Source organism: Luxibacter massiliensis (assembly GCF_900604355.1).
Taxonomy (GTDB): Bacteria; Bacillota; Clostridia; order Lachnospirales; family Lachnospiraceae; genus Luxibacter; species Luxibacter massiliensis.
On sequence record NZ_UWOE01000001.1, the window covers coordinates 1,313,541 to 1,336,067 of the forward strand.

Consider the following 22,527-nt stretch of genomic DNA (forward strand, 5'->3'; position numbering starts at 1 on the left):
TTATGCGAATTTTATTTTATGCTCTGACGGAAAACCAGGGCGGCATTGAAAATTTTATTTTTAATTATTTTTTTTGGATGAAAAAGGAAAATATTCATTTAACACTGTTTGCTATGGGCAGTAAGGCAGTATATGAAGAAGAGTTCCAGAATATGGGCGCCGAGATTATCCATCTTCCGCCAAAGAAAAACAGACTGCTATTTTATAAATATATGGATAATAAAGTACGAAGTGGAAACTTTGATGTGGTGTGGTTTAACGATAATAATTTGTGTGATATCCATCTGTTGAAAGCCGCTAAAAAATATAACGTTCCGATACGTATTTGCCATGCCCACAACAGCGCCATGGAAAAAAATAAGCTAAAACTTTTCAGGCACCAATGGCACAGCAGGTCTATAGAGAAGTATGCGACGGATTTATGGACCTGCTCTGATAAGGCGGCTAGATGGGCCTATGGGAGACTGTGGGAAAGTAGAAATGTAAAAGAAATTCCTAATGCGGTGGATGTAGAAAAATTTTGTTATACAGAGGAGAAGCGCGCCTGTGCGAGACGAAAATTAGGGGTGGGAGACCAGTTGGCCATTGGGCATGTGGGGCGCTTTTGTGAGGCTAAGAACCATAAATTCCTATTGGATATATACAGTTATATTGTGACACTTTGTCCTGACAGTGTACTAATACTTATAGGGCAAGGCGAGCTGAGGGAAATGATAGAACAGGATATCATGGCCAGGGGACTCGTATTCAAAGTGAAATTACTGGGACAGCGGGAAGATGTGGCAGAGATAATCCAAGGCTTTGATGTAATGGTAATGCCTTCTCTATTTGAGGGATTTCCGGTCGCAGTAGTGGAGGCCCAGGCAGCAGGCGTACCTTGCGTTCTCTCTGATACAGTTACCAGAAAAGTGGATATTTCAGATACAGTGGTTTATATCAGCCTGGAGAAAAAAGCAAAAGAATGGGCAGAGGAAATTCTGTCAGCAGCAGCTCATGTGGACAGGGACGCTATGAGCGAAAAGGTTTTGAGGAGTGCGTATAATATTAAGAAAGCTGCCCGGAGTCTTGAGGAATGGTTTGAGCGGAGGGACAAATGAAAAAGATACTGGTTCTTACAAGGGCATTTGAAAATGGCGGTTTAGAGGTTGCCCTGGCAGAGCTCATAGCAAGATTAGATAAAAGGAAATACAATATTACGATTCTCTGTATTGAAAAAATTGGGGAATTACAGTCTAAAATCCCTGCAGAAGTTAAGGTGGAAGAATTATTTTTTTATAAGGAAAGGTATAGGATTTTTGTCAACCACAGAAAGATGCCAAATAGTGGATTGCTTATGCTGTTAAATAAAATCCATAAAAAAAGCTGTGAGTTAATTTTAAGAGCAAAGGAAAATTGTAATCCATATTATGAGTACGTTTTAAAGAGAACAGCAAGGACTGGGGACAAATATGATATATTACTGGACTTTTATGGTTATGGGCATTTTTTATCTGTATATGGCGCGAAGTATGTAAGGGCTGATAAAAAGGCAATGTGGTTGCATGATGAGAGTATGGACTGGGTGAAACAGACAGAACCATATATGAGAAGCTATGATAAATTTTTTTGTGTTTCTAAAACAGTCCGAAAAAACTTTATAGAACGTTGCCCCCAATATGAAACCAAGGCAGAGGTACTCTATAATTATATCGATATTGACAGAGTTAAGGTTTTGGCAGGCCGGGAGTATGATGATGAAAAATTTAAAGGGGACTTTAAAATTCTGACAGTTGGAAGACTGGCGGAGCAGAAGGGGTATGACTATGCCGTGGAATGTGCTAAGATCTTAAAGGAGAAAAACTTTAGTTTTGTTTGGTATGCGGCCGGGGAAGGGAAGGAAAGAAAAAAGCTAGAGAGTCTGATCCAAGAATATAATTTGGAGAAAAACTTTATCCTTCTAGGTAATATTGAAAATCCCTATCCATATATAAAAAATTGTGATCTTTATGTACAGCCATCCCGGCACGAGGGATTTGGGATTGCAGTACTGGAAGCAAAAATATTATGCAGGCCGATTATTATATCTGCTACACCATGCTTAGCAGAGCAGATAGAAGATGGTAAAAATGGATTTATTGTTGAATTAAGCGCCGGGCGTCTTGCAGATAAGGTTATGGAAGTATATTCCAATCCTGAAATAGTGGAGCGTGTGGTACAGACTTTAAAAAGTACAAATTTTGATTATAATAGTGAGATAGAGAGATTAGAAAACTTTCTGGATAATTAGGAGAAAAATAAAGTAAATGAGCAAAGATAAAAATAGATATATCTTAAGTTTCGACGATGATGCCGCATTTAATGCAGGCCTGAAAGCTCCTTCTGATTGTGAAAAAATATTTTTAGGACAAGGATATAAAAATATAAAAATACCTTTATATAGAGGAAATAACAAATTTGTAAATAAGGGCAAGAATTTTTTGAAATATTTAAGATTGTTTAAAATAAAAAGAGGAAGTATTGTTGCGGTTCAGCATCCACAGTATATACGCAGTATTTATATGGACTTTTTAGCAGGCCTGAAAAGCCTTAAGAAAGTAAAGATAATATTTGTGGTCCATGATTTAGAATCCCTGAGAAAGATGTTTGTCGAAGAAACTGCTATTTATCAAAAACTGGATCATAAGATGTATCAAATTGCAGATATAATAATTGCCCATAATGATAAAATGAAAGAATATCTTGTAAATACATGCGGCATACCGAGAAAAAAAATTGTAATATTAGGTATGTTTGATTATTTAGCAGATAATAGCATTGGGACTTCTGATAAAAGGATGTCTAAAGATGGAGGAATCGTTATCGCGGGTAATTTGAAAAAAGAAAAAAGTGGTTATATCTACAAATTAGTTGACAATAATCCTAATATAGAGTTTAATCTATATGGTGTAAATTGGGAATATGCTGGAAAATGTGGTGAGAATTGGTGTTACAGGGGCGCTTTTAGGCCGGATGAACTGCCAATCCATATCAGTGGAAGCTTTGGGTTAGTTTGGGATGGGCCTGATATTCAGGAATGTAAGGGCGCCACAGGAAATTATATAAAATATAACAATCCCCACAAAGTGTCTCTATATATTGCTGCTGGCCTGCCAATTATCATATGGGACCAGGCTGCGCTGGCTGCTTATATTATAGATAAAGAGATAGGCATTGCGGTTAGTAATCTGGAATCATTAGAGGAAGAATTGCGAAGGATCACGATTGATAAATATAATAGTATGAGAAAAAATATTATGAAGCTGTCAGAAGAAGTGAGAAATGGAAAGTTTACTGAAACTGCTATAAAAAATAGTGAAAGATTATTATACGAATTACGTTAGCCAGAAAGGTAATGCTGAGGTAACATAGAGTCCCCTATTTAAAGGTGTAATTTATGATCATAGAGAAAATAACTGGAAATAAGAATGTAGCTAAAGTCTTAAAAGTATTAATGCCATCAATACCAGAAGAGCATGGCAGTAATAAAACAAGAGCATTCGTATATATAGCATACGCCTATATTCTTTTGCCCTTTTTGATATTTGCCATTGGCTGGTTTGGAAAACGTTATTGGGTGCCTATTGTGCCAGTGCTTTTATTTTGTTTTTGGAAGGCGGGGAGAGAAACTCCTGCTTTATGGATACCTGAGTTAAATAGAGATAATATTGTCAAGATTTTGTTTATTATTCTGATGGTCTTTATATGGGTGTATTTTTCAGGTATAGGGAAAATGGTTTTCCAGAATCAGGATCACGGCGTGAGAAACTCCGTATTTGAAATTCTTGTCCAGCAGGATTGGCCTATATATAATTATGATGTTATTATTGAGAATTTTAAAGAAGGTACAACAGGAACTTCTTTAATTTATTATATAGGGTTTTGGATTCCAGCGGCTGTTTTTGGGAAAATATTTGGGATAGATGCAGGGTATGGTTTTCAGGCGTTCTGGGCGATTCTTGGAATTGTACTAATTTATTACTTTATTTGTGCTCGTAAAGAAAGATTATTGGTTTGGCCTTTGGCAATCATGATTTTTTTTAGCGGATTGGATATTATAGGGCAGTATTTCAGAGGCGTGGACTTATTTACTCTTTCAAATGATACACATTTGGAATGGTGGGGAGAGCCATATCAGTATTCAAGCATGACGACCCAGTTATTTTGGGTATTTAATCAGTCTATACCTGCATGGTTGTGTACAATACTAGCGTTTATACAGAAAAATAACAAGTCGCTGGTATTTATTTTGGCCTGCTGTATGCTGCCCAGTACCTTCCCATTTGTAGGCCTGTTAGTATTGGCTGTATATTGGGCCTTTAGCAGAAAGTATGATCTTTCTTCTGGGAGCAGCAGAAAAGAGAGGGCCATATTATATGCCAAAGAGTTTTTCAGTGACACATTTACATTGCAGAATATTGTAGGAGGTGGGATTATAGGGATATTTTCTTTCCTATACCTTAATGCAAATGTTTCTGGAAACCGTGTTATGCAGGAAACCTTATATGGCCCGTCTTTTGACAATCATTTAATTAAATATTTGTTATTTATACTTTTAGAGGTTGGGATATACTTTGTTGTTTTGTATAAATATAATAAAGAAAAAAGTATGTATTATGTTCTTTTAATCTGCCTGTTGATTATTCCGCCCATAAAGATTGGTGCAGGTGGAGATTTCTGCATGAGAGCGAGTATTCCGGCTTTGTTTATGTTGATGATTATGGTAATAGATGCTTTGGATAAGGCAAAGAAAAGCAGAGATTTAGCAGTTGTGATAAGTCTTTCTATCATTTTATGTATTGGCGCAGTAACACCTTTCCATGAGATTGTGAGAACCTTTAAGAATACTGTTAACTCCTTAAATTCGGAGGAACAAGTATATCTTCCTTCTATAGACAGCCATACTATTTTAAATAGTCCCAACTTTTCAGGTGCTATTGATGATAGTTTTTTCTTTAAATATATTGCCAGGTGAGAGGGTACTAGATACAAATATTAACCAAATTTTTACAGTTTATTACTTAATTTGCGGAAATTTTGTCGATTTTGTAGATAAAACGGAAAATATGTGATATAATGTGCCCGGTTGATTTGATATATAGAATGAGAGTAATTTGCATATTTTAGAGAATGTGCTTCATTTTAGTGTTTAAATTATGTAAATATAAAATGGAGGAAAGTAACTATGAAGGTAGTGATTCTGGCTGGCGGATTTGGTACCCGGATCAGTGAAGAGAGCCATCTGAGGCCTAAGCCAATGATTGAGATAGGAGAGAAGCCTATACTCTGGCATATAATGAAAGAATATTCGCATTATGGACATAATGAGTTTATCATATGTTGTGGATATAAGCAGCATATGATTAAGGAGTATTTTGCCGACTATTACCTTTATAATGGGGACGTCACTTTTGACTTTGGACATGAAAACAATATGATCATCCACAACAATGTATCAGAACCGTGGAAAGTGACTTTGGTTGATACGGGTTTAAATACTATGACAGGCGGACGGATTAAAAGAGTTCAGAAGTATGTTGGGAATGAGCCTTTCATGCTGACCTATGGCGACGGAGTATCAGATATTGATATTGATGAACTTCTGGCTTTCCACAAGGCCAAAAAGCAGATTGCAACATTGACTGCGGTTCATGTAGGTCAGAGGTTCGGGGTTTTGGACATTGACAAGGAGAGCCGGGATATAAAGGCATTTCGTGAGAAATCACAGGCTGATGGCAGCAGGATCAGCGCAGGTTATATGGTGCTTGAACCTGAGGTCTTTGATTATATAGATGGTGATGCAACAGTATTCGAAAAGGAGCCTTTGGAGCGGCTTGTTGCAGAAGGCCAGCTGAATGCTTATAAGCATAATGGCTACTGGCAATGTATGGATACTCAAAGAGAAAAGGAAAGGCTGGAATCTCTGTGGAGCTCAGGCAAGGCGCCATGGAAAGTCTGGGATTGATGAAGTATGTATGATATAGAGTTCTACAAAAATAAGAAAGTCTTAGTGACAGGGCATACTGGATTCAAAGGCGCTTGGCTGTGCAAAATGCTGTTGAATGCAGGGGCGGACGTTACGGGGTATGCCTTGGAACCTCCGACAGATCCAAGTTTATTTGAGCTTTGCAAGCTGGACAAGCTTATGCACTCTGTTATAGGAGATATTCGGGACTTAGACACGCTAAAAATGGTTTTCAAACAGGTGCAGCCAGATATAGTGATTCATCTGGCAGCGCAGCCTATTGTAAGAGATTCATATAAAAATCCAGTTTACACATATGAAACGAATGTAATGGGTACAGTAAATATATGTGAATGTGTCAGGCTGAATCCCTGTGTGAGATCATTTTTGAATGTTACAACTGATAAAGTATATCATAATTATGAATGGGAGTGGGGATACAGGGAAACTGACCCGCTGGATGGGTATGACCCGTATTCCAACAGCAAGTCCTGTTCAGAGCTAGTGACCCATAGTTATAAAAATTCATTTTTTGATGATATGGAGGTGGCTGTGTCAACAGCCAGGGCAGGGAATGTGATTGGCGGCGGTGATTTTGCAAACGACAGAATTATTCCCGACTGTGTAAGGGCGGCTATGAAAAAAGAGCCAATTATCGTGAGAAATCCGTACTCTACGAGGCCTTACCAGCATGTGCTGGAACCTTTAGCTGCCTACTTAATGATTGCGCAAAAACAGTTCCAGGACAGTAAATTTTCGGGATTTTACAACGTCGGCCCGGATGACTGCGGCTGTGTCACCACAGGGGAGTTGGTGGATATGTTCTGCACTGCCTGGGGGGATGGACTGGCCTGGGAAAGCCGTTCTGACGGCGGTCCCCATGAAGCTGGGTTCTTGAAGCTGGACTGCTCAAAAATCAAGAGGCACTTAGGGTGGAGGCCAGCCTGGGATGTAAGGCAGGCAGTTGGATATACAGTGGATTGGTTTAAAGTTTATATGGAACGGCAAGACATTCCTGCCTGTACTGATAGACAGATATCGGCTTTTTTAAATTAAACTAGAACTGAGGCTTAGGACAAAATGAAACAGCAGGTTATTTTAATTGGTGCCGGAGGGCATTGCAAAATTATTATTGAAAGTTTGGATACAGATAGATTTGAAATTATAGGGATTATAGATAGTTTCACCCCAAAAGGAACTTTTATTTGTGATATCCCTGTCATAGGAACGGACGATGATGCAGAAAAAATTTTTAAACAAGGTGTACATCTTGCAATTGTAACCATTGTGGGAAATTTAAAGTTAAGAAGAAGTTTATTAGATAAATATCGTAAAATAGGTTTTCATTTTCCTTCTGTTATTCATAAAACTTGCCATATTTCTTCTAGTGCCATCTTAGGTAATGGCATTACTGTTTTGGCGAATGCCTGTATCAATGCAGAAGCCAAGTTAGATGATTTTGTTACAATCAATACGGGTGCCATTATAGAACATGAGGTCTATGTGGAGGAGAATAGCCATATAGCACCAGGAGCAGTTATTCTTGGCGGCAGTAGGATTGGAAAAGAAAGTATGGTAGGGGCAGGAAGCACGGTACTCCAACAGGTGGTTATAGGTAATTATTGTATGATAGGAGCCGGCAGTGTTGTTTTGAAAAATATCGGCTGTGGCGTGACTGCATATGGTAATCCGGCAAAAGAAAAGATAGAAAGCAGAGTTATTTGACAATGAAAAAAAGAATATGTGTAGTGACAGGGACAAGGGCAGAATACCACTTACTATATCCGTTACTTAAGGCCATTGATAATGACAATGAGTTGAAACTTTTACTAGCAGTAACAGGTGCACACCTCAGCGAAAAATATGGACTTACTTATTTGGATATAGAAAAAGATGGATTCTTGATTAGCCAGAAAGTCCCTATTCTGCAGGATAAAGACGGGGCGGATGAGATTAATATCGCTATGTCAAAAGCAATTACAGGATTCAGTAGCTATTATAAAAAAAGCCACCCGGATATGGTTATATTGCTAGGGGATCGTTATGAACTACTTTCTGCTGCTATTGCAGCTATGAACTACAGAATACCAATCTCTCATCTCCATGGAGGTGAAACTACGGAAGGCGCGATTGATGAATGTATCCGCCATGCTATATCGAAAATGAGCTATCTACATTTTACAAGCTGTGAATCTTATAGAAAACGAGTCATACAGTTAGGTGAAAGTCCAGACAGAGTTTTTAATGTGGGGGCCATAGGATTAGAAAATATTAAAAATCAGAAACGCATTACACTGAAAGAATTGGAAGAAAGCTTAAATTTTAAATTGGGGGAAAAGTTTGCTGTTGTAACCTTTCATCCAGTCACTCTGGAGGCAAATTCGGCACAGGGTGAGTTCCAGCAGTTATTAGATGCATTACAGCGATTTCCAGATTTGAGGATTGTATTTACAAAAGCAAATGCTGACAGCGGGGGACTGAATATAAACCGCATGATCGACACATACGTCTCTGAACACACAGTACAATCTACTGCAGTATATAGTTTGGGAATGATTAGGTATTTAACTGCTCTTGAATATGCTTCTATTGTTATTGGCAATTCATCAAGCGGTATTATAGAAACCCCGTCATTTGGCGTCCCCACAGTAAATATAGGGGATAGGCAAAGGGGGCGGATACAAGCAAAAAATATACTGAATTGTACACCGCATACAGAAGAGATTTACTATACAATCCAAAAAGCACTGACTAGTGAATTTCAAAAATATTCCAAAGACACAGTAAATCCTTACGGGGACGGTAACGTTTCCCCTAAGATAATTGGCGTTATAAAGCAATTTTTGAAAAATGACAATATTGACTTGAAAAAGTCATTTTATAATATTGAATTTAATCAAAATTAAATGGAGGAGCTATAAAATGAAAGAGCTGCCAAAAGAATTTCGAAAAAAAAGGAAAATAGTCTGTGTCCAGGGTATGGGATTTGTTGGATCCGCTATGGCATTGGCCATTGCAAATGCAAAAGACTCTGAAGGATCCCCCCTATATAATGTCATTGGTGTTGATGTGCCAAATGAGGCTGGATATAAAAAAGCAGCCTCTATTAATGATGGCATATTCCCATTTGAAAATAACGATAAAAAGCTGGAGACGGCTCAAAAAGAAGCTTACAAAAACGGAAATCTTTGGGCTACAACGGATCCGGAATTTTTTTCTTTCGCGGATGTCATAGTTGTAGATATTAATTTGGATGTAAAGTATACAGCAGACAAGGAGCCGATTTTGGACTTAGTACTTTTCAAGAAAGCAATAGGTACTCTTGGAAGCTATATGAAAGCAGGGACACTTTTAATTATTGAAACTACTGTTCCTCCTGGCACCTGTGAAAGGGTTGTATATCCTATCATAAAGGAAGAGTTTAAAAAACGTGATATTCCAGAAACTGAAATTTTTATTGCTCATTCTTATGAAAGAGTGATGCCGGGAGAAAATTATTTTGATTCTATTGTAAATTTCTGGAGGGTATATTCCGGTATTGATGAAGCGTCTGCAGATAGATGCAAATCATTTTTGGAAACAGTCATCAGCACTGAAAATTATCCCCTGACCAGGCTTGGTAAAACAACAGCTACTGAGATAGCTAAAGTACTGGAAAATTCTTATAGGGCTGCTAACATTGCTTTTATCGAAGAGTGGGGGCGTTTTGCAGAGGCTGTAGGGGTAGATTTATTTGAAGTTATCGATGCTATTAGGATGCGGCCCACACATTCAAATATGCGCCAGCCTGGATTTGGCGTTGGTGGATATTGTTTAACGAAAGATCCTTACTTTGCACCTTTAGCTGCAAAAGAAATTTTCGGTTTAAAAAATATGGATTTTCCTTTTAGTACTAAAGCTGTACAGACCAACAATGCTATGCCCCTTGTAAGTCTTAATAAAATTGAAAAATTACTGGGTGGGAATTTAAAAGGTAAACGATTGTTAATATTGGGGGTAAGCTACAGGCAGGATGTCGGGGATACGCGCTACTCTCCCACAGAAATATTTGTAAAAGAAGCAAAGAAACGGGGGACAAAAATCGTCTGCCAGGATCCTCTGGTTGAATATTGGGCAGAGATGGACATGAAAGTGGTTCAGGACATACCCGAGTTTACAGACTATGATGCTCTTGTTTTTACAGTGCAGCATAGACAATATATGTCTATTGATTTTAAGAACTGTGTTTTAGGACAGGACGTATTAATATTTGACGCTAATTGTGTTTTAACCCAGGAACAGCGGAAGGACATAACAAATCTAGATAATATAGTTTTTGCCAGTATCGGCAGATAGCAGGAGGAATATAAATGAAAGTACTTATTACCGGAGGAGCCGGGTTTATAGGGTATCACCTTACCAGAGAACTTCTGGATAACGGGTATCAGATTGTGCTGGTGGATAATTTTTCCCGAGGAGTACAAGATAACTTTTTAAAAGAATTGGAGGAAAATCCCTTAATAACTTTTATTTCTGCAGATCTTATGCAGGAAAAAGATGTTATGGATCTAGATAAAGATTTTGATTATATATATCATTTGGCCGCTATTATCGGTGTACAAAATGTATTAAACCATCCTTATGATGTTTTGGAAAAAAATGTACAGCTACTTTTTCATATGATTCACTTTGCAAAACAGCAAAACCATCTTAAGCGCTTTATATTTGCATCTACAAGTGAAATTTATGCAGGCACCTTACAGTATTATAATATGGAAATTCCTACTCCTGAATCAACGCCATTGACAATTACTCCTCTTGAGCATCCTCGTACATCTTATATGCTCTCTAAGATTTATGGAGAAGCAGTTCTGCAGCAAAGCGGCCTTCCATTCACAATAATACGCCCACACAATTTTTATGGGCCAAGAATGGGAATGTCCCATGTGATACCAGAATTGTTGAAAAAGGCATATTTTTCTAAAGAGGACCAAAAGTTGGAAGTTTTTTCTGTAGAGCATAAGCGTACCTTCTGTTATATCAGTGATGCGGTTACTATGATTAGAATGTTAGCCGAATCAGAAAAAGGTGCAGGCAAAGCCTATAATATCGGAAATGAATTTCCAGAAGTGTCTATAATGGAAGTCGCTGAAACTGTCTTAAAAGTGACAGGGAAAAATATAGAAATTGATTCTAGGCCAGCAACTCCTGGATCTCCTTCCAGGAGATGCCCCAGTATGAAAAAAACCGCTGAATGTATTGGCTATAAAGGAAAAGTATCATTAGCTGAAGGGATTGAAAAGACATTTGACTGGTATAAGACTTATATTTTTGATGGTAAAGAGGTGAGCGCAAAATGATACCATTGGCAGTTCCTAATCTGACGGGTAATGAGAGAAAATATTTAAATAAATGTATTGACACCACTTTTGTTTCATCTGTAGGTGAGTTTGTAAATCTTATTGAAGAAATGGCAGCTGATAAAAGTGGAGCAAGGTATGCAGTAGCTACTTCGTCAGGTACAACGGGACTCCATCTTGCCTTGACAGGATGCGGTGTGAAGCATGATGAGTTAGTCATTATGCCATCATTTACTTTCATTGCCACTGCAAATGCCATTGCCCACTGCGGAGGAATCCCTTGGCTTATGGATATCGAACCTGATTCGTGGACATTAGATGTCAGCCAGCTATCTGATGAACTTCAGACAAAGACAATATGGAGAGGCGGCACGCTCATCCACAGAGAATCCGGAAAACGTGTAGCAGCAATTATGCCCGTGTATACACTCGGAAACATTCCCAATATGGATGAAATAAGACGCCTAGCTAAACAGTACCATTTACCTGTGGTGGCTGATGCCGCTGCTGCTTTAGGAGCTGTATATAAAGGGAAGGAAATTGGTGATTTAGCTGATGTGACAGTATTTTCTTTTAACGGAAATAAAACAGTTACAGCAGGGGGCGGCGGCATGATCGTTGGAAATAATGAGCAGCTTATGAAACGTCTTAAGCACTTATCAACCACTGCCCGTGTCACGGCCGAATACGACCATGATATGGTCGGTTATAATTACCGTATGACAAACATTCAGGCTGCTGTAGGATGTGCACAATTAGAGCGCTTGGATGAATTTGTGGATAGAAAAAAAGAAATCAGAAGATTTTATAACAAAAAATTTGAAAAGTTAAAGGGTATTTCTCCTTTTCCAACTCCAATAAACCAGGAAAGTGCGTGCTGGTTTTCGGGTGTTATAATGAATAATGGCAATTTAGAGAAAACCAGAGCTATATGCCAATATTTACGGCAACAAAATATTGAAGCGAGGAGCTTTTGGAAGCCAGTTCATTTACAGATACCATATAAGCATGCGTTTAAGGCAGAAAGTTTATCTGTTTCTGATGTAATCTGGAATAAAATATTAACTTTGCCATGTTCTACAAATATCACAGATGAAGAGCTCGATTATGTACAGAAATCATTAATTCAGGCAATAGACTTGGTTTAATAATGTAGTATGAAAGGTTTAAATATGGGAGTATTTATTATTGCAGAAGCTGGCGTAAACCATAATGGTGACATCTGTTTAGCAGAAAAACTTATAGAGGAAGTTGCTAAAACAGGCTGTGATGCCATAAAATTTCAAACTTTCCGAACAGAGCATCTAGTAACTATAACAGCGGGTAAAGCTGGTTATCAGAAAGCAAGTACGGGAGCAGCAGAAACCCAGTTTAATATGTTGAAGAGACTGGAGTTGGCGGATGGTGATTTTTCGTATTTAAAAGCTGTATGTGAAAAAAATAATATAGAGTTTCTTTCTACTCCTTTTGATGAGGGTTCTGTAGATTTACTTGAGAGGTTAGCAGTTAAAAGGTACAAACTTTCTTCTGGAGATCTAACAAACAAACGGCTCCTTCAGTATGTGGCCAGGACGGGGAAGCCTCTTATTATCTCCACTGGCATGTCCAATGAACTAGAAATTACTGATGCAATTACATGGGTTAAGGAGTCTGGAAATGACGACATTACCCTTATGCATTGTACATCAAACTATCCAGCCAGATATGAAGATATTAATATGAAGGCAATGCAGAATATGAGTCAGCTCTATCATCTGCCTGTAGGATATTCTGATCATACTCCTGGGATTACGATCCCTATTATGGCTGTTGCTCTCGGAGCCCTAACTATAGAAAAACATGTGACAATTTCTAAGGATTTGCCTGGCCCGGATCACAAGGCATCACTGAATATAAAAGAGCTGTCAGAAATGGTTCAAAGTATTAGAAATGTAGAAAAAGCTTTTGGAAATGGTGAAAAAGTTCCTGTGAAAAATGAGTATGATACACGGATAGCTGCACGTAAAAGCATCGTAATTACGAAAGATTTGCCTGCGGGACATATTTTAACTGCTGAAGATTTAGATATTAAAAGGCCCGGTGATGGTATTCCACCTAAATATCTGGATTCCATACCAGGGAGTGTACTTTTAAAAACAGTAACCCAGGATACAACACTGCATTTTGAGGATATCAAGGAATGAAAAAAATATTATTTACAGGAGGAACAGGATTGGTTGGGAAAAATGTTCTCCCTATATTGCAGGAATATCATCATGTAATTGCTCCCAACCGGCAGGAACTAGATTTAAAAGATACATTGGCTGTAGAACAATATATCAAACAAGGCAATTTTGATATTATTATTCACAGTGCCAATCCCAACCCTGTAAAAAATAGTATTTGTGACTCCCAGAATACTATGCTGGAAGACAGTCTCAGAATGTTTATGAATTTCTACAGGAATAGAATGTTTTGTGAAAAGTTAATATACATCGGTTCTGGGGCAGAGTGTGATAAGACTCAGGATATATGTGATATTGGAGAAGATAACTTAGGGCGGATGATTCCGAAAGATATTTATGGTTTTGCAAAATATATTATGAATGAGTTGGCCTTACAGAGTACAAATATTTATAATCTGCGGCTCTTTGCATGCTATGGACCTTTTGACCACGAGAGTAAATTTATTACACATTGTATACAAAGCTGCCTCCGTCATGAGGAAATTACAATTAGGCAGAATTGTATATTCGACTATATTCACGTTTTTGACTTGGCAAAGGTACTGTTATATGTAATTAGCCATGATATGAAAGAACATGTCTATAACGTAGGAAGCGGGCAGAAAGTTTCTTTATTAGAAATTGCAGAAGAGGTTCGCTGCCAGATGGGGAGCGACAGGCCTATTGAACTTCTCACTGAGGGGTGGAATAAAGAGTATACCCCGGATATAACCCGATTAAAAGAAGAAACAGGACTGCCTGAACAATTTATTCCCTTAAAAAAAGGGATCGCAATGCAGATCGAGCATGAAAGGAAGCAGATAAAGTGAAAAGACGTGTAGCGGATATAATCATTGAATTATTAATTCAGAATGGAATTACTGACTGTTTTGCAGTTGTAGGCGGTGGGGCAATGCATCTGGATAATGCATTGGCCCTTAATAAAAATATAAATAAATATTTTAATCATCATGAACAGGCCTGCGCTATGGCTGCAGAAGCCTATGCACGGGTATCCGGTAATATGGCTGCTGTCTGCGTAACCAGCGGTCCCGGGGCGACGAATACACTTACGGGAGTGGTAGGAGCCTGGCAAGACAGCCTGCCCATGATTATTTTATCGGGACAGGTGAGGTATGACATTTCAGTTGAGAAATCAGGACTCCCTCTACGTTACAGAGGTACACAGGAATATAATATCGTACCTGTTGTGAAACATATGACTAAGTATGCCGTGATGCTGAAAGACCCCCTTTCCGTCAGACAAGAAATTATAAAGGCTATTCAGATTGCAATGGACGGAAGGCGGGGGCCAGTATGGCTGGATATTCCTTTGGACATACAAAGTGCTATTGTGGAGGAGGATGAGCTATACGAGGAAATCCCCAATATATTAGAACATCGGAAGATATCTGATGAGGATATGGATATTATTACCCAAATATTAAAAGAAGCAAAACGCCCCTGTATACTTGCCGGCTCAGGAATTACCAGCGGAAATGCCAGGGAGGAATTTGCGCAGTTTGCAGAAGCTCTAAGAATACCCATAATAGGGGGGGCATGGGTTTCAGATGCCTTTTATACGGAACATCCTAGGTACTATGGCCTGTCTGGGAATATAGGGCCCCGGCCAGGAAACTTTATTATACAAAATGCAGATGTGATTCTTTCTTTGGGAGACAGTCTGTCTTTTAGGCAGACTGGTTTTCAGCAGGATGCATTTGCCCCGAATGCTAAGATCATCATGGTAGATGCAGATGAATATGAAGCTCAAAAACCTGGACTTTGTCTAGAAAAATTTGTACATGCGGATATTAAAGAATTTTTTGTAGCCGCAACTAAAAAGCTCCCATTTATAGAGGCTCCTAACGACTGGATACAGTACTGTAATCATTTAAAAAATCGTTTTAGTCCTTATGAGGCAATAGAGGGACTGGACATGGCGGAAAGAGTCTGTTCTTATTACTTCTGGAGAAAATTTGAGGAAAAAGCCTCTGAGGAAACAGTAATAGCCTTGGGAAATAACTCAGCAAACAGTGCAAAACTGCAAATAGGTGTTCAGAAAAAAGGACAGCGTGTGATAACCAATTATACTTGCGGTTCAATGGGGTATGATCTGCCAGCTGCTATAGGTACTTCTATTGCCTTGAAAAAAGAAGTTCTTTGTATTACAGGTGATGGCAGTATAATGATGAATTTACAAGAATTACAGACAGTCAGGCATTATAACCTGCCAGTGAAAATTATAGTATTTTCTAATGATGGTTACAATGCTTTCCGCCAAACTTGTAAAAGTTTTTTTGATAATCAATATATAGGCTGTAATGCAAAAACAGGTGTAAGTTTTCCGTCATTCGAAAAATTGGCAGATGTATTTGGATTTTCATACAAGAAATGCAGCAGTAATAAGGAAGTTCAGGACGGTTTGGACTGGATTTTTAACCACACAGGACATCTTCTTTTAGAAATTGAACAGAGGCTGGATGATCCTGTAATACCCAAAGTTACTTCCAGGCTAAAAGAAGATGGTACATTCGAAACCCCTGTCTTACAGGATATGTACCCCTTTATTGACCGGAAAGAATATGATGATTTGATGTTTTAGATAAAAGATACGGTTTATGCAAGGGTAAGGAGAGAAAAACATGGGGATTAATGATTTTACCATACCACCTAATACAACTGTACGAAGAGCCATTGAAAAAATTGATAAGCTGAGTCACAAGGCAGTCTTTATTACAGACACCAAGAACAAACTTTTGGGTTTATTCACAGAAGGGGATATGCGGAAATTTATCCTCGCAGATGGAAATCTTTCTGCCCCCATCACCGAAGCTATGAATACAAATCCTGTAGTATTTGATTCTGTTACTTCCGCAAGAATAGCACAAAAGGAAAAGCGGATGGTTGTTTATCCAGTAGTCTCAAGTCAAGGAGAGCTGATGGATGTGATATTTAACCACGGAAAGAGTGAAAAGCAGAAAAATAGATCTGGTCTTCAGGATATTCCCCTTGTAATTATGGCAGGGGGGAAGGGAACCAGATTATATCCTTACACAAAAGTTCTTCCAAAGGCCTTAATCCCAATTGGGGATATAACTATAACAGAGCGTATCATAAACCAGTTTCACAGCTATGGCTGCCGGGATGTACATTTTATACTTAACCATAAAGCAAATATGATTAAATCTTATTATGATGATTTGTCTAAAGATTATGTTGTACATTATTATACAGAGTCAACTTTTCTGGGAACTGGAGGTGGGTTGGGACTTTTAAAGGGACAGATCCATAATACATTCTTTTTGTCTAACTGCGACATCATTATTAATGATGATCTTGATTGTGCCGTAAAAACCCATAAAAAGCAAAGAAATGTAATTACTTTTCTATGTGCTGTAAAAAATCTTGTAGTTCCATATGGTGTGGTTAACACTGATGCGGCGGGACAAATAACTCAAATGGTAGAAAAACCAGAATATTCCTTTTTAACAAATACAGGTGTGTATATTATTGAACCAGAAGTTATTGAGGAACTCCCTGAAAATAAGTTTATACATTTTCCCGAAATTGCAAAAAGGTATATGGATCAAGGGCAAAATGTAGGGGTTTTTCCAATTTCTGAGTCATCCTGGATGGATATGGGAGAATTTACGGAAATGAATAAAATGATGAAAGTTTTTGAGGGAAATAAAGATGAAATTTGCTAATATTATTTTTAATAAAAGAGGAGAAGAATTAACTATAGGCGATGATTTGCAATTGCTTGCTATAGAAAACCTATATCTTTATATGGGGATTGATTATCAGGATGTAGTTCGGATAGAGCGTACTGAATTGCAGACTTATGATGGTGAGTATGTAATTCTTCCTATCTCATTTCCATTTGTTGCTTACTATGATGATCTTACTATAACATGCTTTTCAGAAAAAATTATACCTATTTTTCTGGGGTTTTGTGTTTTTTCCAAGACACTGTGTGAGAAAGATGTTGCGTATTTAAAACGTTTTGCGCCTATTGGGTGTAGGGATGAATACACATTAAACACCATGAAAAAATATAATATTCCTGCATACTTAAATGGATGTATGACATTAACCTTTCCAAAGGAAGTACGATCAAGAGAACATCTAACTAGGATTTTCTGTATAGATGTACAGGAGGAACTCATACCATTTATTCCAAAAGATTTATTACCGCAATGTGAATTTTCGAGTCATTCTTATATTAGTAGTTCAATTGAATGCAATCCTGAAGAATTTGCAAGGAATATATATATGAAGTACCGAAATGAGGCAAGGCTAGTAATAACCTCCCGTCTGCATGCAGCAATCCCATGTATGGCTGCAGGTATTCCTGTGATATTTGCAAAAGATATTTTTTCTTATAGATTCGCAGGAGTTGACAAATTTATTCAAATATATGATAAGCAAGAATTTGGTAATATTAATTGGAATCCACTTCCGATAGATTATGAAGGAAAGAAGTCTGAATTATTACAGCTAGCAACAAAGCGTATTTTAAATATTTATAATGAACATCAGCAAATATCTGTTTGGAATGCCTGGATGCAGGACAGGCAGCCAAGAGAATGGTACGTTGAATTTATGGATAATAGTATAGAATATATTAAAAAGAATTGGCCTAAGGATACAGAAATAGAGTATGCATTATGGGGAATTACACAGGTAGCTTCTAATCTACAAAACTATATTCAGAACTATTACCCTAAAGCTAAATTGAGAGCTGTGGTAGATCGTGATAAAAGGATATCCATTTATGGCTTGGAATCAAGTGATAAAAATATTTTAAGAGGGATGAATAATATTTATGTGTTCATATGCACCGGTGCAGCAGTTCAGGAAGCCAAGAGCTTTCTCCCACACATTGGTATTGAGAATTACTATAATTGCTGTGAAGTTATATCAAAGACATATTAATGATAAATATAAAATAATAAATATAATACAGGGTAATATTATAAATGCAAAGAATCTATAAAAAGCTATTATATATAAGAGAAAACAATAAAGTATATTATATTTGTATAGGTATGCTCTTTCTTTTATTTAGCCTTAGAATATTCAATTTAGACTGTGACTTGCCGCCTTTTGGAATTTCCTACTATCAGTCAATTGATGAAGGCCTTTATTCAAAAATGGCAATAAATTTATATAAATATGATAGTTTATTAAATACCGCTGATTTTTCATTATATACAGCTCCTAATTACCGGGCTAATATCATAGGAAACATACTTCAGTATATATCGTTAAAAATTTTAGGAAATAATTATTACGGTTTCCGTATTGCTTATGTAATAATAGCTATGTTAGCATTATTTCTTATTATTAAAACAGTAGAAGAAATTACAAAACAATATGGAATATCAGTTAAAAATAGTCGTTTTTTTATTTTATCTATTATGATATTTGTTATAGCAGATTTTTCATATTTAATGATGAGTAGAACTGTTGAAAACAGTAATATACGAGTGGCTATACTAATCCTATCTATTTATATTTTTGTAAAGGCAAATACTAAATATAGATATTTTTTACTGTCATTTATTGGTATTCTATCAATTTTTCTTGTATATTATTCACATATTGTTACAATAGCCACCGCCTCAGTTTTAGTTTTAAATTCTTTATTTAGAAAAAATTGGGAGCATTCAAAGAAAATAATAATACAATATCTTTTAGGGATCCTTCTAGGTATTATAATTGCAGAATTATATTATTTGTTAGTTTGGAATACAGGAGCATTTTCAAACCTTTTTAAAGCTATATTTGATTTTTCAGACAGAATTAACACTGTACAATCAGCTGGACTATTGAAGAAACTGGTTAAAGGCGTATTTTTATTTTTAAATAGCAATATGTTTTTTTATAGCTTTGCTTTTTTGTTTTTATCAATAGTTTCCATAATTTTTAATATAGGATATGCTATTAAAAAGAATGATGAGATTTATCTATTAATAAATGTTATTATTATACTAGGATTTGTACAATCAGTTCTTACTCAGGACTGGATGGAAAGAAAAGCCATAGTTTTTTATCCAGCATTGATAATAAATATAATTTTATTTATAATTAATATTTCGAAAAATAGACTAGTAGTTAATATAAAACAGTCTACTAAAAAAATATGTTATACTTTATTTTGTATTGCTTTATTAATAAATATTTATACAATGTTCAGGTTACACATTAATTATTCTTACTTTTATGATTTTGGAAAAGCCGATATTTTAATTGTACTGATCAGTATAGCTTTTCAGTTTGTATGTATTGTTATATTCGTATATAAATATATATTTAAAAAGAATTATAACGGTAAATTATATTACTGTATTATCATGCTTTCAGTAGTTGTAATAAACTTATTCTTTTCCTTTAAATATGTTTATTTAAATGATTCTTATGTAAGTAAGAAAACAATGAAGGAAATAGGAAATATTGTAGGACAGGACTATATTGCAGGTCCTTATGCTTATGGATTTAGTTTATATAATGATTGCAAAATGATTTCAAATAAAAACCTACAAGTAAAGCAATTAGTGGATGAAGGATATGTAGAGTACGTTTTAGATTACAGTACAGGGCCTTATTATGCAAACCAGATCTTACCAGAAGATATGAGGGAATTGATATATGAATCTCCACATTCTGTTAAAGCCTTCGGCTGGTATAATTATATAGGTTTATATAAAAAGATAGATTAATTTTTTAGGAGGAATACCCGCGTGAAAAAGATTAGCATTTGTATCGCCTGCTACAACGAAGAAAAAAATATTCCACTTTTATATGAGAGCTTAAAAAAAGTAATTAATTATATTAATAATTATTATTTTGAAATTATTTTTGCAGATAATGCCTCTACAGATTCATCCGTTGATATCTTGAAATCTATAGCAAAAAAAGATAAAAGAGTTAAAATTATTATAAATAATCGTAATTTTGGACCTTTAAGATCAGGAAAAAATTGCTTATTCCGTGCAAAAGGCGATGCTATTATATCTATCACTTGTGATCTTCAAGATCCTCCGGAAATGATACCAAAATTTATTGAAAAGTGGGAAAAAGGAGAACTGGTCGTATGGGGACAGAAAACCAAAAGTAAAGAAAATATATTTATGTATGCAATACGCACTTTATATTACAAAATTTTAAAGAAGTTTTCTTCTTTGCCTCAATATGATCATGTTACCGGTTTTGGGTTATTAGATAAACAAGTTTTAGATAATGCAAAAAAGTACTCTGATAATTTTATTGGTATAAAAGCATTAGTAGTAGAATTAGGGTACAAGGTTTGCTTAGTTCCTTATACACAGGAAAAAAGAAATGCTGGAAAATCTTCTTATAACTTTTCACGTTATCTGGATCTAGGGATCAGCCGTCTTGTACAATCATCTACTTTGCCATTAAGAATAGCGACTGTGTTAGGCGTTATAATGTCAATTTGTTTTTTTATTATTGCTATTATTTATTTTATAATTAAATTATGTTGGTGGGACACTTATCCTATAGGAATAGGGCCACTTATAATTAGTATATTTTTTATTGGGTCTGTACAACTTATGTTTATTGGTGTCCTGGGTGAGTACATTGGACAGATTTTAAGCAGAATTATGCCTGCTCCCTTGGTAATAGAGAAGGAACTTATTAATTTTGATGAAGAACTATAATAATCCACTAAGACCAATCTTTAATGATATATTGTTAATAGTTTGTGGCAGAGGGAAGATGGGGATGCAGACGATTTTGGAACTAGTTAAGCTACTAACCCAAGACTTCGTCTGTATTCCACCAGTCTCATATACGCTAATAATTTTTTGCTCTTGATTCATTATACCATATCATAAATGAAACAAAAGGCTTGCATTCTTTTCTCACAATTATAAAATGAATCAGAACAAGTAAATATCCGTTGATTTATTTTCGATTGCCTTTGATGTATAAAAGCATCTTTCACCAAGTCTGATGTTCTACAGAGAAGTTCTCACACTATTGGCTGAATTAATAAATTCTTGCTATCATTGCTAGAACATTATTCTTTATCAAAATTTATAAGTTCTTTTTCAATAACAGGCATCTGTTTTGTCAATTTTCTCGAAATTGCCCCCACATATTCACCTACCAACCCAATAAATACAATTTGTACTGAACCCAAGAAAAAAACTCCAATTAGCATAGGCGCTGTTCCGATAGAAAATTGATTCCAATGCAAGAGCTTCATTACTAAATATACTATTCCTATGATAAAACATATCACAACCATAAAGCATCCAAACACTGTCGCTACTCTAAGTGGAATTGTTGATGTTGATATCAAAGAGTTCATGGCAAAATTAAAATATTTGCTGATATTATAACTGGATTTTCCGCTCTTTCTTTTATTCTGATTATATGGTATTAGTTTAACAGGATATCCCATTTCCGCAATCAAATATCTAAATGGAATATCTGGATCTGCACTTAACATTTCTGTTAATACATCTCTTGCATGCAGTGTTATGCCAGATAAATGCTTATATTGTGGAATTTCTGAAAAAAGGTCTATAATATTATAATATAACGATCTTAAACCATGTTTAATGAAGCCTTCATCACTTGATAGTTTTTGCCCATATACTAATTTATATCCTTTTTCCCATTCCCTAATAAATTCTGGAATGAGTTCTGGTGGATCCTGTAAATCTGCTGCAAGTCCTATGACCACATCTCCCGAAACATGTCCCATTGCATTTCGAGGTGACTTAGTTGGGCCATAATTACGATTGTTTAATATTACTTTAATGCACTTTTCTTTTTCCGCAAGTTGCCTTAAAACTTCTTGAGTCCCATCACTAGATGCATTATCTGCAAATATGATTTCATACTCATAGTGCTCTTTATACATAACAGTTGTAATTCGTTCCACTAATTCTTTAATATTGTCTACTTCATTGTAACAAGCTATTACAAAACTGATTTTTTCCATTCTTTCCCCCTTTTGTAA

Annotated in this window: 19 protein-coding genes; 18 read left to right on the top strand and 1 reads right to left on the bottom strand. The window is 36.2% G+C overall.

The features are described 5' to 3' along the window. The first annotated feature begins 2 nt into the window (after positions 1–2). The 18 genes from EFA47_RS06070 to EFA47_RS06155 all read left to right on the top strand — a co-directional run bounded on the left by EFA47_RS06070 (position 3) and on the right by EFA47_RS06155 (position 21,214). The gene (locus EFA47_RS06070; protein WP_122642452.1) at positions 3–1,097 is read left to right on the top strand and encodes a glycosyltransferase family 1 protein; all 1,095 of its coding nucleotides are present in this window, start codon (positions 3–5) and stop codon (positions 1,095–1,097) included. Continuing rightward, positions 1,094–2,266, top strand: coding sequence for a glycosyltransferase (locus EFA47_RS06075; protein WP_122642453.1), 1,173 nt, complete (start codon positions 1,094–1,096; stop codon positions 2,264–2,266). The genes EFA47_RS06070 and EFA47_RS06075 overlap by 4 nt, the downstream gene beginning before the upstream one ends. A 16-nt stretch (positions 2,267–2,282) precedes the next feature. Then, positions 2,283–3,359, top strand: coding sequence for a glycosyltransferase (locus EFA47_RS06080; RefSeq protein ID WP_122642454.1), 1,077 nt, complete (start codon positions 2,283–2,285; stop codon positions 3,357–3,359). Between the two features lie 53 nt (positions 3,360–3,412). After that, the gene (locus EFA47_RS06085) at positions 3,413–4,990 is read left to right on the top strand and encodes a hypothetical protein (RefSeq protein WP_235853226.1); all 1,578 of its coding nucleotides are present in this window, start codon (positions 3,413–3,415) and stop codon (positions 4,988–4,990) included. A 210-nt stretch (positions 4,991–5,200) separates the two neighbouring features. Continuing rightward, complete coding sequence (rfbF, locus tag EFA47_RS06090; RefSeq protein ID WP_122642455.1) at positions 5,201–5,980, top strand: glucose-1-phosphate cytidylyltransferase; 780 nt, start codon at positions 5,201–5,203, stop codon at positions 5,978–5,980. Positions 5,981–5,986: 6 nt separating this feature from the next. Continuing rightward, on the top strand, positions 5,987–7,036 hold the full coding sequence (rfbG, locus tag EFA47_RS06095) for a CDP-glucose 4,6-dehydratase (RefSeq protein WP_122642456.1): 1,050 nt from the start codon (positions 5,987–5,989) through the stop codon (positions 7,034–7,036). A 24-nt stretch (positions 7,037–7,060) separates the two neighbouring features. Continuing rightward, positions 7,061–7,705 (top strand): acetyltransferase, encoded by a 645-nt coding sequence (locus tag EFA47_RS06100; protein ID WP_122642457.1) that lies wholly within the window; start codon positions 7,061–7,063, stop codon positions 7,703–7,705. Between the two features lie 2 nt (positions 7,706–7,707). Continuing rightward, positions 7,708–8,886: a UDP-N-acetylglucosamine 2-epimerase gene (gene neuC, locus EFA47_RS06105; protein WP_122642458.1), complete on the top strand. Its 1,179-nt coding sequence runs from the start codon at positions 7,708–7,710 to the stop codon at positions 8,884–8,886. Between the two features lie 16 nt (positions 8,887–8,902). Then, positions 8,903–10,315 (top strand): nucleotide sugar dehydrogenase, encoded by a 1,413-nt coding sequence (locus EFA47_RS06110; protein ID WP_122642459.1) that lies wholly within the window; start codon positions 8,903–8,905, stop codon positions 10,313–10,315. A gap of 14 nt (positions 10,316–10,329) precedes the next feature. After that, entirely contained in the window at positions 10,330–11,319 is a 990-nt protein-coding gene (locus EFA47_RS06115) for an NAD-dependent epimerase/dehydratase family protein (protein WP_122642460.1), read from the top strand. Then, positions 11,316–12,467 (top strand): LegC family aminotransferase, encoded by a 1,152-nt coding sequence (locus EFA47_RS06120; protein ID WP_122642461.1) that lies wholly within the window; start codon positions 11,316–11,318, stop codon positions 12,465–12,467. The genes EFA47_RS06115 and EFA47_RS06120 overlap by 4 nt, the downstream gene beginning before the upstream one ends. Positions 12,468–12,491: 24 nt before the next feature. Continuing rightward, positions 12,492–13,502, top strand: a complete 1,011-nt coding sequence (gene neuB / locus EFA47_RS06125) for an N-acetylneuraminate synthase (protein WP_235853227.1) — start codon at positions 12,492–12,494, stop codon at positions 13,500–13,502. After that, positions 13,499–14,353 carry an NAD-dependent epimerase/dehydratase family protein gene (locus EFA47_RS06130; RefSeq protein ID WP_122642463.1) on the top strand — a complete coding sequence of 285 codons (855 nt, stop codon included), beginning with the start codon at positions 13,499–13,501 and terminating at the stop codon, positions 14,351–14,353. The genes neuB and EFA47_RS06130 overlap by 4 nt, the downstream gene beginning before the upstream one ends. After that, entirely contained in the window at positions 14,350–16,128 is a 1,779-nt protein-coding gene (locus EFA47_RS06135; protein WP_122642464.1) for a thiamine pyrophosphate-binding protein, read from the top strand. The genes EFA47_RS06130 and EFA47_RS06135 overlap by 4 nt, the downstream gene beginning before the upstream one ends. Positions 16,129–16,168: 40 nt before the next feature. Continuing rightward, positions 16,169–17,233, top strand: coding sequence for a sugar phosphate nucleotidyltransferase (locus EFA47_RS06140; RefSeq protein WP_122642465.1), 1,065 nt, complete (start codon positions 16,169–16,171; stop codon positions 17,231–17,233). Beyond that, on the top strand, positions 17,220–18,464 hold the full coding sequence (locus EFA47_RS06145) for a polysaccharide pyruvyl transferase family protein (RefSeq protein WP_122642466.1): 1,245 nt from the start codon (positions 17,220–17,222) through the stop codon (positions 18,462–18,464). Before EFA47_RS06140 ends, EFA47_RS06145 begins: the two co-directional genes overlap by 14 nt. A gap of 44 nt (positions 18,465–18,508) precedes the next feature. Beyond that, complete coding sequence (locus tag EFA47_RS06150; protein ID WP_122642467.1) at positions 18,509–20,251, top strand: glycosyltransferase family protein; 1,743 nt, start codon at positions 18,509–18,511, stop codon at positions 20,249–20,251. Between the two features lie 21 nt (positions 20,252–20,272). Next, entirely contained in the window at positions 20,273–21,214 is a 942-nt protein-coding gene (locus EFA47_RS06155; RefSeq protein ID WP_122642468.1) for a glycosyltransferase family 2 protein, read from the top strand. 362 nt (positions 21,215–21,576) lie between these two features. Here the strand turns inward: EFA47_RS06155 and EFA47_RS06160 are convergent, their stop codons facing one another. Next, the gene (locus EFA47_RS06160) at positions 21,577–22,509 is read right to left on the bottom strand and encodes a glycosyltransferase family 2 protein (RefSeq protein ID WP_122642469.1); all 933 of its coding nucleotides are present in this window, start codon (positions 22,507–22,509) and stop codon (positions 21,577–21,579) included. Positions 22,510–22,527 lie beyond the last annotated feature (18 nt).

What these genes read in the sequence shown, in the direction of transcription:
- EFA47_RS06100 (WP_122642457.1), top strand. Translation starts at nt 7,061, where the DNA reads ATGAAACAGCAGGTTATTTTAATTGGTGCCGGAGGGCATTGCAAAATT.
- rfbG (WP_122642456.1), top strand. Translation starts at nt 5,987, where the DNA reads ATGTATGATATAGAGTTCTACAAAAATAAGAAAGTCTTAGTGACAGGG.
- EFA47_RS06115 (WP_122642460.1), top strand. Translation starts at nt 10,330, where the DNA reads ATGAAAGTACTTATTACCGGAGGAGCCGGGTTTATAGGGTATCACCTT.
- rfbF (WP_122642455.1), top strand. Translation starts at nt 5,201, where the DNA reads ATGAAGGTAGTGATTCTGGCTGGCGGATTTGGTACCCGGATCAGTGAA.
- EFA47_RS06120 (WP_122642461.1), top strand. Translation starts at nt 11,316, where the DNA reads ATGATACCATTGGCAGTTCCTAATCTGACGGGTAATGAGAGAAAATAT.
- EFA47_RS06080 (WP_122642454.1), top strand. Translation starts at nt 2,283, where the DNA reads ATGAGCAAAGATAAAAATAGATATATCTTAAGTTTCGACGATGATGCC.
- EFA47_RS06110 (WP_122642459.1), top strand. Translation starts at nt 8,903, where the DNA reads ATGAAAGAGCTGCCAAAAGAATTTCGAAAAAAAAGGAAAATAGTCTGT.
- neuC (WP_122642458.1), top strand. Translation starts at nt 7,708, where the DNA reads ATGAAAAAAAGAATATGTGTAGTGACAGGGACAAGGGCAGAATACCAC.
- EFA47_RS06075 (WP_122642453.1), top strand. Translation starts at nt 1,094, where the DNA reads ATGAAAAAGATACTGGTTCTTACAAGGGCATTTGAAAATGGCGGTTTA.
- EFA47_RS06130 (WP_122642463.1), top strand. Translation starts at nt 13,499, where the DNA reads ATGAAAAAAATATTATTTACAGGAGGAACAGGATTGGTTGGGAAAAAT.
- EFA47_RS06140 (WP_122642465.1), top strand. Translation starts at nt 16,169, where the DNA reads ATGGGGATTAATGATTTTACCATACCACCTAATACAACTGTACGAAGA.
- EFA47_RS06150 (WP_122642467.1), top strand. Translation starts at nt 18,509, where the DNA reads ATGCAAAGAATCTATAAAAAGCTATTATATATAAGAGAAAACAATAAA.
- EFA47_RS06145 (WP_122642466.1), top strand. Translation starts at nt 17,220, where the DNA reads ATGAAATTTGCTAATATTATTTTTAATAAAAGAGGAGAAGAATTAACT.
- EFA47_RS06070 (WP_122642452.1), top strand. Translation starts at nt 3, where the DNA reads ATGCGAATTTTATTTTATGCTCTGACGGAAAACCAGGGCGGCATTGAA.
- EFA47_RS06160 (WP_122642469.1), bottom strand. Translation starts at nt 22,509, where the DNA reads ATGGAAAAAATCAGTTTTGTAATAGCTTGTTACAATGAAGTAGACAAT.
- EFA47_RS06085 (WP_235853226.1), top strand. Translation starts at nt 3,413, where the DNA reads ATGATCATAGAGAAAATAACTGGAAATAAGAATGTAGCTAAAGTCTTA.
- neuB (WP_235853227.1), top strand. Translation starts at nt 12,492, where the DNA reads ATGGGAGTATTTATTATTGCAGAAGCTGGCGTAAACCATAATGGTGAC.